The sequence below is a fragment of the Aminobacterium sp. genome, from assembly GCF_034926885.1.
Classification (GTDB): domain Bacteria; phylum Synergistota; class Synergistia; order Synergistales; family Aminobacteriaceae; genus Aminobacterium.
In genome coordinates, this window is the sequence record NZ_JAYFQR010000028.1 from 1 (window position 1) to 15,120 (window position 15,120).

A 15,120-nucleotide genomic window follows, 5' to 3' on the forward strand; every position below is an offset into this window, starting at 1 on the left:
CCGCAACTTCCATTCCGCCACTACTATTGGACAGGGTGAGCCCATTTATCTTTGAATTGGCGGGAGCCAATCATACGGACTGGGATTCCCGCCATTCACTTTATCACGTTATCAGGAAGCAAACTATGGCCCCTTACAGAAGTTGAAGTTTCAAGCTTAAAACATCGATTTAACGGTGTTTCCGCTTAAATGTATTATCCAACATAGAAGAAAGAGCCATAATACAAGCCCTACCACTCCAAAGATAGCAATTGACCACACGGCACCTCCGCAAAAAACTCCTAAGTAAAGCGCCCCAATACGAGAGACCAAAATCACAGCCTGAAAAATTGTATTTTGACGCTGTCTTTCAAGAATATAAAGAATGCTATAAAGAGGAGCTGTACAAAAAACGATAAAGAACCATGGTGCTATCCATTGCGTGTAAACTCCCGCCATATACCAAAGTTCCCCGAAGAGAAAAGAAAAAATCTGTGGCCCTAAAAGCGTAAGAAGAAAGAAGGGCACAAAACCTATACAAAAAAGCCTTCTAAAGGTAGATCGAGTGAGTTCGGCGAGTGTTCCATTATGTACCGCCCGGCTTGCCTGTTGAAAAAACACTTGTCTTACGGCCATTCCAATAAAAAACATGGGAAGGTTGATCACTTGAAACGAGAGAGCAAAATAGCCTGTAACCTGTGCATCATAGACAGAAGTCAAAATAAGCGGAGTAAGCTGGCTGCTAAGGGTATTCATAAGATCTGACCACGTATTATAAAGAGGAAACCGCCGATAGGTTGCAGCAACGTAACGTAAACGTTCTGGTGAAGCAGCTTTAAGTTGACGCCACGAAAAGGTCTTAATTAAAAGATAGATTACGCCCATTCCTTGACTGATCATATATCCAGCTATAAGACCCAAGGGGCGCAAAAAAGCCAATCCCATACCTAAAGTCACAAAACTACTCATAATCCCTTGAATAACCTTCGAAAGAGCTAGTTCGCTAAATCTCTTTTCCCGAGTGCACCAGCTCGTAATAATTTTATACATACCTGCCCATAAAATGCCTATAGGGAAAAACCAAAAACTTATACCTCCCGTTGGCTGGATACCTTTAAAAAATGGGCGTGACACAACAAAAAGGAAACTGAAAAGGGCTACTAAGACTACCTCTATAATAATACTGAGGATAAAAAGGGCCGTTCCATCTCCTTCTCTGGAAGGGATTGGTATTGCCTGATGGTAGGCCAAACCTGAAAGACTTACTCCTGTTAAGAGTATGGACGAATAAAGGGCTAACATCCCATAGTCTGTTGGAGAATACAATCGAGAGGCGAAGGGCATAGTCGCAAGTAACGCTATTTGCCCTATTGAATTACCAAGGGTAAGAATCCACATATCCCTGGTAGAAGAAGACTGAGAAACAGTTTCAAGAAAAGGAAGCAATCTACGGCGCAACCCAGACATATATGTTATCTCCTACAGTTATTTTTTAAGACTACCGCGCTATAGATTAACAGAAATTATGGGTTACGTCTCCAATTTTATGGAGATTTAATAGTTACATCTTTCCCGATGTTGTGTATAATGTGCCCAAGGAGCGAATTCTTTACAGAGGGGGGGAACAAGGTTGGCCAAAACGTGGATTACAACTAAAGGGGGCGATTTTGGCGAAACTAGCCTTGGTAATGGAGAACGTGTTCCTAAAGATCATTTACGCGTAGAAGTTTACGGAACTATTGATGAATGTCAGGCCCATGTTGGGATGGCCCGGGCATTCTGTGAGAATGAAGAAATTTGCGAAACTCTTTGCTGGCTTGAGCAACAAATGGGAATTTTAATGGGGCATTTAGCACTTTTCCCCGGGTTACCATGCCCGAACATTTCAGATCTCGAAGCTATTGTTGGTAAAGTTGGAAAGATAACAGGTGAAACTTTCCGTTTTATTAGACCCGGCGACTCAAAGGCAGGGGCCGCGTTGCACGTCGCACGAACCGTAGCTCGAAGGGCTGAACGTTTAGCCGTAAAACTTTTCCGCACTAAAGAATTACAAGAAGATAGTTATTCATACATTAATAGGCTTTCAGATGTTATTTACGCCCTATCACTGTGGTACGACTATGTAACTCGTCAAGAAGAAGAGGCTAATAGTTGCCAATAAACAGAATAGAACGAATAGACTAATAAGAATGCTTCCATGGTGTATAATGGGTGCAAAGTGCTAGGTTTTGAGGAGGACTGTGACTATGGACCACAAACCACTGACCCCTGCAACTAACCAAGGGTTAAGACAGATTGTTTATGAAAGATTAAAAGATGCAATAGTAAGCGGAATTTTTAAACCTGGCTCAAAACTCTCCGAAATTGAGTTAGCTGAGCAATTAGCTGTTTCAAGAACTCCCGTACGAGAGGCTATACGGCAGTTGAGTCAAACTGGACTTATCACTTTAACTCCTCGGAGAGGTGCTTTCGTAACCCTTCCTTCTTTAAAAGATGCAGCAGACCTTTATGAATTACGTCAAGCATTAGAAGTAATAGCGATAGAAAATGTTTGCGAAAATCCGCCGATAAAGGAGTTACAACTTTTTCGCGAGGTTTTCTCAGAGATGTCAAGCAAGACACCACATGAGGAATATTTGTCAGAAGATCGCCGCTTTCATTGTTTTCTTTATGAGTGTAGCGGGAACAAATATTTACATCGAACTCTTAATAATATCGTCGATCTTATTAACCTCTGCCGTCCTTATTCAATGCAGTCAGAACCAACTGCATTGAGTGTGTTTTTGAAAGGGCACCTTTCAATTATCGATGCAGTTCTTGCTGGAGATTGCGACAAAGCAAAGGCTGAGATGAGTGAGCATATAGAAGATACGAAGAAGAGTCTCTTAACCTTCCTAAAATTACATCCCGAAGATTATACTAACGAAGATTAACCGTTAAAAAGGGGTCGCGGCATACTCCATCGCCCTCCGACCTCTTCTTATTTTTCATCATCACTAGAGAAACGTCGCCAGAATTTTTTTAACCGCTCGTGAAAAGCCCGCTCTTTTCCCAAATTGCCTGGGAAATAATAACGTTGAGGCGAAAGAACGTACTGTTGAGGAACCCAATGTCGTGGATCATCGTGAGGATAGATATAGCCCTTTCCACCTGGCTTTAAGCATTCTGGAACCTCTTGCAGGTTCCCTTTCTGTATAGATTGGATAGCATTATTAATTGCCATATATGCACTGTTACTTTTAGGAGATGCCGCCAAATAAATAACAGCTTCTGAGAGAATAATTCGTGCTTCTGGAAGCCCCGTCATATCGGCAGCGTAAGAAGCAGCTGCTGATATTTGCAGTGCATGGGGATCAGCAAGCCCAATATCTTCTGCAGCAAAAATCATGAGGCGGCGACAAATAAAGCGTATATCTTCTCCGCCCTCTAAAAGTCGCGCTAGCCAATAGACTGCTGCATCAGGATCTGAGCCACGTAAACTTTTTATGAGAGCTGAAATAATGGCATAATGATCATCAGCTTTAGGATCAAAACGAATTGACGCCGACGGAACAAGTCTCTCTATGTGTTCCATAGTAATTTCAGAAGCACCAGACGTAGCAGCAGATGAAGCGATAAACTCTAGACGAGTCAAAGCCTGGCGAGCATCACCACCTGCCATTTTAGCCAAAACACGCATCACGTCATCTGATGCGGCAAGTTTAAGAACGCCTAAGCCCCTTTCTTCATCTATAAGTGCACGCTGCAATATAGCAACAAGATTATCTTCCGTTAGAGGCTTAAGCTGAAAAACAATAAGTCGGGATAGAAGGGTTTTATTAATTTCAAACCATGGATTTTCTGTTGTGGTTCCAACAAGAATAATGTCCCCCTTCTCTACTGACGGAAGGAGGGCATTTTGTTGACTTTTATTAAAATGATAAATCTCATCAACAAATGCAATAGCAGCATAACCACTTAGAATTTTGAGATTTTTCGCTTCCTCTACAAGATCACGAAGTTCTGATACTTTCGCTGACACAGCATTGATTTCTAGCAAGCTACGCTCTGTTTCTGTCGCCATGAGACGCACAAGGGTAGTCTTTCCTACTCCAGGAGGCCCGTAAAGCACACAGCTTGGTACCTTGCCACTTTGCAAAATCTGGCGTAACGGTGCCCCTGAAGCAAGAAGGTGTTCCTGCCCTACAAAATCGTCAAGATGTGCAGGACGCATTCTATCTGCTAAGGGACGCTCCCATAAAGAATGAGAGTTTGAACTCATAAGACAATATCCTCCAATTCGCTTTCCATTGAAGCGACATTTCCTGAAAGCTGAATACCGTCGCTTCCTTCATAAACGGTAATAAAAGGGTACCGTCGTCGTACTGTTTCGTGTATTACCGTTACCTGATCAACATCAAGATAGGCAGAAGACAACCCTGGCCAATTCTTCCACTGTTCCACAGAAAGAGCAACATCGGGAGTAACAACAAGCTTTCCAATGCCAAGACGAGCTGCCTCTTCACAAAAACTGCAAATATTAGGAATATCATCTGGAACCTGCAATGAGAGCTGCCACGTCTGGAAAAGCCACTTTTCCCCTTTTTCTTCTACCAATGAGGTATATTCCCATGGAACAAGCGGAGAAGGAGAGCAAAGATCCTTTAAAAAATCGCCCATAGTAGGAAAGACAACATCAGCCCAATGCTGCCATTCAACTCGTGGACGTTCTACCAGAATAGCCCTCATTCCAGCTCTTCTTGCTCCTATGAGGTCATAAACAAAATCTCCCACCATTACGCACTTCTCAGCAGGAACTTTTAGCATATCTGCAGCAAGCCAAAGGGCTTTCGGATCGGGCTTAACAGGTCCATCATCACGACTAAACACTTTGGAGGGAAGTGGAAACTTAATTTTTTCAGCAGCTAAACGTATGGAATCCATACAATTTCGAGAGACAACAACCCATGGGATATCATGATTATTAAGCCAATTCACAAATTCGACAGATTGTTCAACAGGAGTAGCTTGTTCTGCTCCTTCCATCTCAAGAGTATAAATATCATGCCATAACTCTTGTCTTCTATCTTCTGCAAGAGTTTTCATTCCCTCAATTATAGGAACTGACTGTCCATTGAAATATTTCATCCGAATTTGTGAGAAATCAAGGCGAGTATCGGCGAGAACGCCATCCCAATCAAGAATAAAGCCCTCGCTAATTATAGGGTGCCAAAAGGGGGGACAAATAGTCTTCATATAATGAAGCCTCCTGTCAAACACAACAATTTTAAATTAAAAAGGGACGCAAGCTAACCTGCGCCCCTTTACGCCTCCCCGCAATGCCGTGTCATGGTCGTCTTGACCCGGCCCTAGTATGATTAGGTCTGTCGCGCCTTAGCGTTGGTGATGGTCACCCATCTCTTCCGCCGGCCCGAACGTCCGACCCTACTGAGATCGAGTGTTGGCTCAAGACTAAGTGCATGATCACGTACATCGCAGGGTCATTTTCATCTTTATTCAACTAAATTATAGCATAAACTTACACCTTATGTACGTCTATTGCCGCTGTAGAAGGTACCCTGCAACAAGCTCTACCCCTTGTTGAATGACTTCTTCCTTTGGCAAAAAATGATCACTGTGCAAAGGATAGTCATTTTCACACCCCATAAAGAAGTATAGAGATGGAACTTCTTGACTATAACGTGAAAAATCTTCTCCTATTAAAGAAGGTTCGTCGAGTTGATGTACTTTCTCATTCCCCAATGACATACGTGCAAAATTTACGAATGATTCTGTTAACTTGAAATCATTTTGAACAACGTCATAGCCTCGATGAATTTCTACATCAGCTCTTCCACAATATGATGCGGCGATACTCTCTGAGAGGGCACAAATTCTCTTGTGAACAAAGTCTCGTACTGGCTCTGAAACGGTGCGAATTGTTCCTTCTAATTTAACGTTATCGCAAATTATATTGTATCTTCCATTAGACGATATTGATCCAATAGAGATAAGAAATACGTCAAATGGGTTGAGTTCCCTTCTAATTTTATGCACAAGGGCGTTAATTATCTCAGAAGCAATTGATATGGAATCTACACCGTTATGTGGTTCTGCAGCATGAGATTTTTTGCCGTGTATCTCCACTACGAACCGATCTGAAGACCCCATAAGAGCTCCTGTTTTGAGTGCTATTTCTCCTACTGGATATGAGGGCCATACGTGGAGTCCGTACATCTCGCAAATGTTATTCCCACGTAAAAAGCCTGTCTCTATTATGGGCAAAGCTCCCCCAATGGGGTTGCACTCCTCTGCAGGTTGAAAAAGCACAATAACGTTGCATTTCAAAGATTCTTTTAACTTTTCAAGAGTTAATGCAACACCTGCTGCTACAGCAGTATGTACATCATGACCACAAGCATGCATCGTGCCCTTGCTTTCGGAAGTAAACAACGCCCCAGTGGCTTCAACAATTGGAAGAGCATCTATATCGGCACGGAAACAGATGGTTTTATTACTTTTTGCGTCTATAAATAGATACCCTCCTGTTAAATCTGCAATAGGATGAAGAGTTAAACCTCGCGACTTAAAGAAAGCTTGAAGCCGTTTGGTCGTCTCTATCTCTTTGCCTCCAAGCTCTGGATAGCGATGAATAAGTCGTCGTAACTCAACAATGTCATTAATGTTCTCTTGTACGATTCGTTTAATACACTCTGTCATTATTAGTACTACATACCTTTCAATGTGGCTTAACGATTAGTTTTCCACATATCGTCAGGGTAACTTTGAGGCCGTCTGTCACGGAACATGTGAATTGTATCGCGAATTTTCTGTGTCTCTGAAAAATCAACACTTCCCGTAACAATCTCTTCCTGATCCCCACCCTCTGCAATAACTTCACCCCACGGATCGATAATCATGGAATGTCCGCAATAGGTCCCCATAGGACTAGCTCCCACACGATTACATGCAATAATAAACATCTGATTTTCAATAGCACGAGCTAAAAGGAGAGTTCTCCAATGGTTTACTCTTGGATTAGGAAAATCGGAAGTCTCAATCACTACATCTGCCCCACGTAAGGCATATGTTCTGAAAAGTTCACAGAAGCGAAGATCATAGCAAATAGCGATCCCCACTTTTCCAAGCTCGGTATCATATACATTCATATCAGTTCCATGCTTATAGGCAACGTCTTCGTCCATATCGCTATATAAATGCATCTTGCTATAATCCCCTACAATCTCACCGTTACGATTGATAAGAAAAGCAGTATTGCGCATTCCATCTTCAAATTGTGTTCCAATAGATCCACCAAGAATCCATACGTTATGCTTTTTAGCGCACTCCTTAAGAAGAGTTACTGAAGGACCATCAATCGGCTCTATGAAATCTTCCATATGGTGAAACATCTCATCAGAAAAACCTGTGCTCCAATCCTCGGGTAAAACGATCATATCCGGACGTTTTTGAGCAGACATGGCCTTATCAATCATTTCTTTTACGTGTGAATGGTTATACTCTGGATCACAAAATTTAATATCCGTCTGCAACAATGCAAAATTAACCATTATTCTGCCTCCTTGTTTTATCTTTTACTTCATAACGTAAAGCACTGCACGAACAAAAACAAAAGCAAATGTAATGATCGTTAACAGCCAGCCATTTTTAAGCATGGCTTTTAGATCTTTAGATCGAGCTAGCCCCATTTGGCCAACCATATCAACAGTAGGCGTAACAAAAAAAGTAACCTGGCAAGCAACCAATACTACTAAAGCCCACATATCCATGCTGATATGCAAACTCTTTACCAAGGGCAAAAAGAGTTCATGAGTAATTTGAGCTTGAGCAACACCAGCGCCAGAAATCCCGAAAACTCCAATAAGAGAGCTAAGCATAATGAATGCAACCTCTCCGCCTGCGGCAATCAAAGGCTGGATATAGCTTGCTATCGCATCAAAAGCACCAGATTTGGCAACGTAATTCAGGAAGGGATCAAACAAAACAAACATAAAGAACATCCAATACATTTTAGAACTCCCTTTAACCAGAGTTTTAAGTGCCATATCCAGGCTCATACCAGCAGCTACTCCAGTGACTAAAGCAGCTGTTAGCATAACGACAATGGCATAGGAAGCTCCTGCCTTCGCAAAAATACCATAGGTAAGCATTACAGCCATGGCGATAGCAAAAGCAATTGTGGCGCGTTTGATTTGAGGAGTTACCACAAAATCTGTCTTGGCTGCATCTTCTTCACTATAAGAAAACTTTCCTTCTGTAAGTTTTTGAGTTCGACAAGCCATGAAGAAGGTACTTCCCCAAACTATGACTGCAAGAGGTATTCCTGCTGTCATAAGATATTCGCAATATCCTATTCCAGTTAATCCCATGATGGTTACTACAGGAGGAACAAAGGGACCTATGTATAAACCAGTCGCACCTGCACCATGCATAATTACGCCAAGGGTATTGGGAGTAACACCAAGACTGGCCACAATGGGGATGAGGATAGGGGCGATAATAGCATTTGAACCAGCGAGAGTTCCGAGCATGCTAACCAACCCGGTAGATGTAAGCATAGCAATCAAAATAGCCTGTTTCTTCGATTTAAGTCTTGCTTTGCCAACAACTTGATACACAATATTGTGAGCAACCTTGGTTTCTGTTAAGACTTCCCCAAGACCTGCCCCCAGAACAATAATAAAACCTATTAAAGATAAAAAGGAACTTAACGATTGCTGTAATACGGCACCGAAACCAGTAATACTTTCTCCAGTCAAAATAGCCCCAAGAATAACACAAACCAACACCGATAAATTCATGTCCTTGCCTTTAAGCATTAAAACGATATAAAGCAAGAGAGGGAGAAAACCTAAAATTGGTGGTAACCCAAGAATCATGTTATAACCTCCTCAAGTTGTATTTAGTCATAAAGTACGATGGTCAACCACAGCCCCATGCGGTTATTAAGGCCAAGCACTTTTATGCTGAAGAGTAAGAACATAGAAATAAGAAATTAAAGACTAAAGATAGATACCATTTTCGAGCGCTATCTGATCCTGTTGTTTCATTCGTTCTAATGATTCTGGAAGATTTGCTTTGGCTAATGCCGCAACTAAACAGTTTGCAAGCGTCATTGCACCCACAAGAGAATAAGAAGCTGTATTTTGTGCAAGCAATATTTGCGATGATTTCAATGCAATAGGGGAGGTATGAGTATCTGTTATAGAAATTACATTACAACCTTTGGAAAAGAAATGATTTACCACTTTATATGTAGTTTTCGTATAGCGAGTATAGCTCACGGCAATAAGACAGTCCGTCTTTTCAACATAGAGTAAATGATTAGAAAGATCGCCTACTCCATTAATAAGACAAACATTATCGAGAAATCTTTGAAGCATAAAATAGAGGTAGTACCCAACAGAATATGAAGAACGGGAAGCGATAATATATATTTTTCGCGCTTTCTGTATTTTTTGAATTGCAATTTCGAAGCTCTTCTCTAAATTTTCGTTGTATAGCGTATCAAGAGCATACGCATTATTTTTTATAGTCTGCATTAGAAAACTTCCGTTGGAATCTTCCTGTATTAAACTTTTCAAAGAATGAAAGGGCGTTATATCCTTCTGCACTAATTGACTTAAACTTCTTTGGAAATCAGCATACCCTGCAAAAGATATTTCTCGTGTAAAACGAGTGATACTGGCAATACTGACACCAGCTCGATCTCCTAGTTCGTTTATAGAAAGAAAGGGTAAGTCATGAATGTTCGCTTGAATGTAATTTGCAAGTTTTTTATGGGTTTTTGAAAGTGATTCATAACGTTCTTCTATGAGCTTTAGTACATTTTTATTCATTTCTTAACATCCCTTTCTTTGTTGGATAGAGAGATTTTCTGAACTTGAAGGAACTAAAGTTTTTAAAAATGAAAATAAATTATCGTTTTTTGATGTAAAAAATAATTTCTTTTCATTTTAGCACCTATTGTATGACAGTCAATATATTCAATGAATAAATAATCTTTAATCAAAAAGAAAGGAACCTGCTTTCACAGGTTCCTTTAACGGCAACAATATTCATATATTCGTTATTTTATTCAACAAACACTATTCCGACGCCCGTAGCTTCTCTTTAAATATAAGGAAATAAAAAACAGCGACAAAAAGAACACCACCAACGATATTTCCTAATGTTACGGGAATAAGGTTTTTAAAATAGCCGCCTAGAGAAATAGCATGTAATTGAGCTTCCGTAAGATGTGCAGCTGCCACTAAAGACGGCATTCCTTTTAAAAGAAGCCCCATTCCCATAAAGTACATATTTGCAATAGAGTGTTCAAAACCTGAGGCTACAAAAGCCATTATAGGAAAGAAAATAGCCCATATTTTGCCAGTGACATCCGTTGCTGCCATGCTTAACCATACAGCAAGCACAACAAGCCAATTACAAAGTACTCCCCTGAAAAAAGCCTGTCCGAAAGGCAAACTCATCTTCCCAGCTGCAATAGAAAGTGTTTTGGCCCCAATGGGGCCATTCCATAAGCCTGTGCTATAGATAAGAAAAGCTACAAGTGTGCCCCCTATAAAATTCGCAACGTAAACCCAAAACCAAGCGCGCAGAATACTCTTCATAGGTGTACATCCAACCATGGCACCCAGAGGCATCATACAGTTCCCGGTAAAAAGTTCTCCTCCGCCAATAACTACCAGAATAAGGCCGACTGAAAAGACAAATCCTGCCATAAATTTCCCCATCCCACCAGGGATATCATAGGTTACACATGTCATGAGCCAACCGCCAAAGCCAATATATGCTCCGGCTAGTATTCCAAGTAAGAGCATTTGCCTGATGCTCCATGATATTTTTGTTTGTGATGTCGAACAAGCCATTTTCGCCAATTCAAAGGGCGACTTGTAGTTCATACTGTATCACTCCTCCAGAAAACCTAAAGATCAATGCTGACGTAAGGTTTCTATACTCTCTTTAAAATACTCTTGAAGCCAGCGCGCTATTGATGGATTCTGTACCTCTCTTATATCCCCCAAGACATTATTTAGTTCAAAACTATCAAAAGTAAAATTTCTACCATTGAGATTGTGGCGATAGATCAGCTGTACTTCGGGATATGCAATGAGGAGGGAGATCAAAGATGCTGGAATATTGCCGAGCGGTGGAAGATCTATATGGTCATAGCGAAAACTGGCCCGCACCCAGGTGCCCTTTCCGGGAGCAGACTCTATAACCAATTTTCCATCACATAATTCGGCTAATTGTTTTAAAAAAGGTAGACCCAGCCCAACCCTGCGCGTTGTGCGGCTTGTATAAAAAGGATCTGTTACAACACGCAAAACCTCTTGATTCATTCCTCTTCCATTATCTTTTACCTCGAAAAGAAACCATCCCCCCTTACGATCTTCCGTTATGCGTATATCAACCCACGTAGCTCCCGCATTAATGCTGTTTTCCGCTATGTCTAATACGTGTTGAGAAAAATCTTCTAACACGGCGCCACCCCTCCATTTTTTATTTTAGGGGAAGGTAGACGTTTGACCTCAGCATATCTAAAACAGTTGTGTCAAAGGATTCAGCGTCAAGAGCATCGACGTCATACCCCATGTCCTGCGTTGCCTTCTCATAGAAAGAAGTGATTCCAAGGGAATCCATAAGTACAAGGAAATTTTCTTTATCTTCTTCAAGGAAGCGGCCTGTAAGCATTCCAAAAAGAATAGTCGCAGAAGCAAGCCAATTGGCAAGTTCTTGTGAAATTGTCCAGGCGTCTTCGAAGAGTATAGAAAAATTGTAATCTTCTTCCTGCTGTTCATCAATAGAATCAAGGTCAGGCTCAGGAACGTAACCCAATATATAAAGAGGAATATCTGGTCCGACTTTAAATGCATCCCAAAGAGCTTTATACGAAGCGTTATCTGCACCTGAAAGCATAAAAGTAGCTATGGCAATCGAATGTTGACGAGCAGGTGAAACTTCCTCGTCTTTCATTGCTCTTTCCAGAACTTCGCCAAAACGCTGAAGCTCTACAAGACAACGATACATAAGTGTTTTTCCGAGGGTAAGTCCTTCAGGGTCGTACGAAATGATCTCTTCTGCGACACCAAGAGCCTCTTCTATGTGTGCCTCAGAGAGCAAAGCAAATCCTAAACGTTGTAAAAGACCAATATAGATGAGTCCTTCATCTTCATCCATTAGCTCCTCGCTATTGAGAAGTCCGGCTTCTTCCATCATGCTGCGCATGGGCTTTAGTGCACGCTGCAAAAGTTCGAGCTTTTCTTCCGAGTATTCCAACGTATCGGCAAGGAGCATTAACGCCTCTGGATTCTCGGGATCAAGCTCAAGAATCTGCCGGGTGATGCGCGCTATTTCTTCTATCTCTTCACTTTGATACGCTTCTTCAAGTAACTCTTCAATTTGTTTCATTTCTGAATAAGACATATAGGGTACCTCCAGCCTTATAATCAATATTATATATATCTAGTCAGTGTACGCGAAAAAGTGGAGCTCCGTCAATTCTTTAGATTCTTGCACAAAAGAAAACATGCGAATAATATAGACGAAGCAGATTCTAAGATAAAGAAGATATCGTGAAAGGAGAGATAAAGATGACATTGCAGAAAGAGAGGAACCTACATTCTATAATAGGGGTATTCATCCTCCTGGCTCTGTTGAGCTGCGGAGGTATTTTTTCTCAGGCTGCCTGGGCTAAAACTCCAGAAGAAAGAATTTCTGGCTCTGTTAAGCTTCTCAGAGAGATGCAAGAACAATCAGATGTTGGAACTATGGCCGATTTGTTAGAGCGTGCAAAGGGAGTAGCTATATTTCCATCAGTGATCAAGGCAGGGTTTGTCTTTGGGGGGAAATATGGCGAAGGACTTGTGCTCAAAAGAGATGCCGCTACAGGAAGATGGTATGGACCCAGTTTTGCAACAATAGCAGGAGCCTCGTGGGGATTGCAAATCGGAGCAGAATCTATAGGTCTGGTTCTTGTTATTACCAATGAACGAGGTCTTGAAGGGTTTATGGGAAACAACGTTAAACTCGGTGGGGATCTCGGAGTTGCTGCCGGCCCAGTGGGACGTCGAGGTGAACTTGGAACAGATATTAAGCTTAAAGCTTCTATCTACAGCTACTCTATTGCCAAGGGGCTTTTTGCTGGGATGTCTCTTGAAGGCGCGGCAATCAATGTTGACGAAAATGCAAATACAGTATATTGGGGAAAACCCACAACCGCTGCACAAGCTCTGAAACAACGAGCAAGCAGCGCTAAAATTAACAGCCTCATAAAAGAACTTGAGAAAGTTATAAAAGAAGCAAAATAGAAATCTTCAGAATAACGCTGCTTCAAAAAATGGATGTCAACAAAAAGATCTAAAAAAGCGGGGAAGAAATATTCTTCCCCGCTTTTCGTATTCATTTTAACTAGATAATCACTTTTAACTAGATAATGAGCTTCCCTCCGCCACCCTGCCGCGAGTTACCACTCATCTTATCGAGCTGCTGCAACATCTGAGGTGAAGCTACGTCAATCTTCGGTTTTCGTGCTTCTTCCATAGCAGCTTCCTGCATCTTCTTTTCATATTCTTTAATCTGCTCTTTCAGCTTCTCTGAGTCTCCCTTAATCCAAAGCAAAATGCTATCAGCAATAGCATTTACGACTTCATCTTCCGGCTCTTCTTTTATGAGACCCAGTTCTTTCATCAAGCGATGCTCATCACGAATGGACTCGACAACATCATCGTCTGTAATGAGCCCTTTTTTATAGAGAACTCTGAAGATGATGTTCAAACGACTTTTCAGATTTTCTTCGTTCATAGCCATACCGTCTACACGAGCAAGTAAGGCACTTAAAAGCTCATCAAGACTAATCTGCATTGGCATGTGTCGATCCTCCTCTCTTCTCGTAAAATTCAGTTATTCATTCTAACATAGAACAAAAACAGAATAAAAATTCTATACGTTAAATCGAATTTCGATCATATCTCCGTCTTGTACGATATAATCCTTTCCTTCGAGGCGTAATACCCCCTTATCACGACATGCAGACAAGGAGCAACCGAAATCGATAAAATCCTGATAATGAACTACCTGAGCACGGATAAAGCCCCTCGCCAGATCCGAATGAATAGCCCCAGCCGCATCAACAGCAGTTGAACCTTTCTTCAAAGTCCAAGCTTTGACTTCGTCCTTACCTGTCGTGAAAAAGGAAATCAATCCCAACAGACTATAAGCTTCTTGTATCAGCCTGTTTCGCCCAGCCTCTTCAATGCCAAGTTCGGCCATAAATTCTTGTTGCTCTTCTTCTGAAAGATCAGCCATATCCATTTCCATTCGGCCAAAGACCTGAACAAGGCCGAGGCCACGCTCTTTTGCTATAGAACGGATTTCATCAAGACCGGGGATATTTTCTCCTGTTTGAGTTTCGTCGAGATTCAAAACGATCATCTCTGGTTTAAGGGTAAGGAACGCGAAACCACTTAACTTCCGTTGCTCTTCTTCAGTGAGCCCCAGCTCGCGAAGGGGTTTTTCATCCATCAAAAAGGCCTGACAACGCTCAAGTTGTTTTCTCTCTTCTTCCTCTTCAGGCATAAGACGCTTTTTAGCAGCAAGACGAGAAAGGCGATTTTCTATAACGCCAAGGTCTCGATAGATCAACTCCATCTCAACAATGTTCCAATCTCTTGCAGGATCTATTGTCTCTTCAGGGTGGGGAACATCGGCATTATCGAATGTTCTTACCACATGAACGAGAGCATCTGATTCTGAAACGAAAGAAAGGAAAGCATTTCCTACACCTGCCCCCTTGCTCGCATCTTTTGAGAGTCCCGCCAAATCGACAAAATCGACAGTGGCAGGAGCTTCTTTTTTCGGCTCAAAGACCTTAACGAGATTATCAAAACGAACATCTGGCACAGCAACCATAGCTCTATTTGGATCTGTTTTGCCGCTGGCATAAGCCTTTACTTCCGCTCCAGCCCGCGTTATAACATTAAAAATAGTGCTTTTACCACAAAGGGGCAAACCCACTATACCGCATTTCAGCATGAGGACATACCTCCTGATTATTCGATATCATCTTTTCCATGATGAGATTGCATTATAATTGTATTATACGCTTATGCCAACTGAAAAAGAAAAGGAGGTCTTTTC

15 protein-coding genes are annotated in these 15,120 nt (G+C 41.6%); 3 read left to right on the plus strand and 12 right to left on the minus strand.

Annotated elements, in window-relative coordinates; genetic code table 11:
• Positions 1-156: 156 nt before the first annotated feature.
• On the minus strand, positions 157-1,446 hold the full coding sequence (locus VB083_RS10340) for a lipopolysaccharide biosynthesis protein (RefSeq protein WP_323402029.1): 1,290 nt from the start codon (positions 1,444-1,446) through the stop codon (positions 157-159).
• A gap of 163 nt (positions 1,447-1,609) precedes the next feature.
• Between VB083_RS10340 and VB083_RS10345 the strand changes: the two genes are divergently transcribed.
• Together VB083_RS10345 and VB083_RS10350 are read left to right on the plus strand one after the other, a co-directional pair.
• Complete coding sequence (locus VB083_RS10345; RefSeq protein ID WP_213690251.1) at positions 1,610-2,140, plus strand: cob(I)yrinic acid a,c-diamide adenosyltransferase; 531 nt, start codon at positions 1,610-1,612, stop codon at positions 2,138-2,140.
• Positions 2,141-2,225: 85 nt separating this feature from the next.
• Positions 2,226-2,912: a GntR family transcriptional regulator gene (locus tag VB083_RS10350; RefSeq protein ID WP_213690250.1), complete on the plus strand. Its 687-nt coding sequence runs from the start codon at positions 2,226-2,228 to the stop codon at positions 2,910-2,912.
• 47 nt (positions 2,913-2,959) lie between these two features.
• On the opposite strand, the gene VB083_RS10355 is transcribed toward VB083_RS10350, so the two are convergent.
• The 9 genes from VB083_RS10355 to VB083_RS10395 all read right to left on the minus strand — a co-directional run bounded on the left by VB083_RS10355 (position 2,960) and on the right by VB083_RS10395 (position 12,408).
• Positions 2,960-4,240 (minus strand): replication-associated recombination protein A, encoded by a 1,281-nt coding sequence (locus tag VB083_RS10355; RefSeq protein ID WP_213690249.1) that lies wholly within the window; start codon positions 4,238-4,240, stop codon positions 2,960-2,962.
• On the minus strand, positions 4,237-5,214 hold the full coding sequence (locus VB083_RS10360; protein WP_213690248.1) for an HAD family hydrolase: 978 nt from the start codon (positions 5,212-5,214) through the stop codon (positions 4,237-4,239). Before VB083_RS10360 ends, VB083_RS10355 begins: the two co-directional genes overlap by 4 nt.
• A gap of 300 nt (positions 5,215-5,514) precedes the next feature.
• A complete protein-coding gene (locus VB083_RS10365) occupies positions 5,515-6,678 on the minus strand; it encodes a M20 metallopeptidase family protein (RefSeq protein ID WP_213690247.1) in 1,164 nt (387 codons plus the stop codon).
• A 29-nt stretch (positions 6,679-6,707) separates the two neighbouring features.
• Positions 6,708-7,529: a carbon-nitrogen family hydrolase gene (locus VB083_RS10370; protein WP_213690246.1), complete on the minus strand. Its 822-nt coding sequence runs from the start codon at positions 7,527-7,529 to the stop codon at positions 6,708-6,710.
• Positions 7,530-7,553: 24 nt separating this feature from the next.
• Complete coding sequence (locus VB083_RS10375) at positions 7,554-8,858, minus strand: citrate transporter (RefSeq protein ID WP_307879536.1); 1,305 nt, start codon at positions 8,856-8,858, stop codon at positions 7,554-7,556.
• A 123-nt stretch (positions 8,859-8,981) separates the two neighbouring features.
• A complete protein-coding gene (locus tag VB083_RS10380) occupies positions 8,982-9,818 on the minus strand; it encodes a MurR/RpiR family transcriptional regulator (protein WP_213690244.1) in 837 nt (278 codons plus the stop codon).
• Positions 9,819-10,067: 249 nt separating this feature from the next.
• Positions 10,068-10,883: a formate/nitrite transporter family protein gene (locus VB083_RS10385; protein ID WP_213690243.1), complete on the minus strand. Its 816-nt coding sequence runs from the start codon at positions 10,881-10,883 to the stop codon at positions 10,068-10,070.
• Between the two features lie 30 nt (positions 10,884-10,913).
• Entirely contained in the window at positions 10,914-11,465 is a 552-nt protein-coding gene (locus VB083_RS10390) for an ATP-binding protein (RefSeq protein WP_213690242.1), read from the minus strand.
• A gap of 19 nt (positions 11,466-11,484) precedes the next feature.
• Complete coding sequence (locus tag VB083_RS10395; protein ID WP_213695480.1) at positions 11,485-12,408, minus strand: hypothetical protein; 924 nt, start codon at positions 12,406-12,408, stop codon at positions 11,485-11,487.
• Positions 12,409-12,575: 167 nt separating this feature from the next.
• On the opposite strand from VB083_RS10395, the gene VB083_RS10400 reads away from it, so the two are divergent.
• Positions 12,576-13,292, plus strand: coding sequence for a lipid-binding SYLF domain-containing protein (locus VB083_RS10400; RefSeq protein ID WP_323402030.1), 717 nt, complete (start codon positions 12,576-12,578; stop codon positions 13,290-13,292).
• Between the two features lie 118 nt (positions 13,293-13,410).
• Here VB083_RS10400 and VB083_RS10405 read toward each other — a convergent pair whose 3' ends face one another.
• Both VB083_RS10405 and ychF read right to left on the minus strand, forming a co-directional pair.
• On the minus strand, positions 13,411-13,851 hold the full coding sequence (locus tag VB083_RS10405) for a hypothetical protein (protein ID WP_213691772.1): 441 nt from the start codon (positions 13,849-13,851) through the stop codon (positions 13,411-13,413).
• A 72-nt stretch (positions 13,852-13,923) separates the two neighbouring features.
• Positions 13,924-15,015, minus strand: coding sequence for a redox-regulated ATPase YchF (gene ychF, locus VB083_RS10410; RefSeq protein WP_213699886.1), 1,092 nt, complete (start codon positions 15,013-15,015; stop codon positions 13,924-13,926).
• Positions 15,016-15,120: the final 105 nt, after the last annotated feature.

Excerpts from the sequence above, each read along its gene's own strand:
- VB083_RS10380 (WP_213690244.1), bottom strand. The coding sequence starts at position 9,818 with ATGAATAAAAATGTACTAAAGCTCATAGAAGAACGTTATGAATCACTT.
- VB083_RS10360 (WP_213690248.1), bottom strand. The coding sequence starts at position 5,214 with ATGAAGACTATTTGTCCCCCCTTTTGGCACCCTATAATTAGCGAGGGC.
- VB083_RS10400 (WP_323402030.1), top strand. The coding sequence starts at position 12,576 with ATGACATTGCAGAAAGAGAGGAACCTACATTCTATAATAGGGGTATTC.
- VB083_RS10365 (WP_213690247.1), bottom strand. The coding sequence starts at position 6,678 with ATGACAGAGTGTATTAAACGAATCGTACAAGAGAACATTAATGACATT.
- VB083_RS10395 (WP_213695480.1), bottom strand. The coding sequence starts at position 12,408 with ATGTCTTATTCAGAAATGAAACAAATTGAAGAGTTACTTGAAGAAGCG.
- VB083_RS10355 (WP_213690249.1), bottom strand. The coding sequence starts at position 4,240 with ATGAGTTCAAACTCTCATTCTTTATGGGAGCGTCCCTTAGCAGATAGA.
- VB083_RS10340 (WP_323402029.1), bottom strand. The coding sequence starts at position 1,446 with ATGTCTGGGTTGCGCCGTAGATTGCTTCCTTTTCTTGAAACTGTTTCT.
- VB083_RS10385 (WP_213690243.1), bottom strand. The coding sequence starts at position 10,883 with ATGAACTACAAGTCGCCCTTTGAATTGGCGAAAATGGCTTGTTCGACA.
- VB083_RS10350 (WP_213690250.1), top strand. The coding sequence starts at position 2,226 with ATGGACCACAAACCACTGACCCCTGCAACTAACCAAGGGTTAAGACAG.
- VB083_RS10405 (WP_213691772.1), bottom strand. The coding sequence starts at position 13,851 with ATGCCAATGCAGATTAGTCTTGATGAGCTTTTAAGTGCCTTACTTGCT.
- VB083_RS10370 (WP_213690246.1), bottom strand. The coding sequence starts at position 7,529 with ATGGTTAATTTTGCATTGTTGCAGACGGATATTAAATTTTGTGATCCA.
- ychF (WP_213699886.1), bottom strand. The coding sequence starts at position 15,015 with ATGCTGAAATGCGGTATAGTGGGTTTGCCCCTTTGTGGTAAAAGCACT.
- VB083_RS10375 (WP_307879536.1), bottom strand. The coding sequence starts at position 8,858 with ATGATTCTTGGGTTACCACCAATTTTAGGTTTTCTCCCTCTCTTGCTT.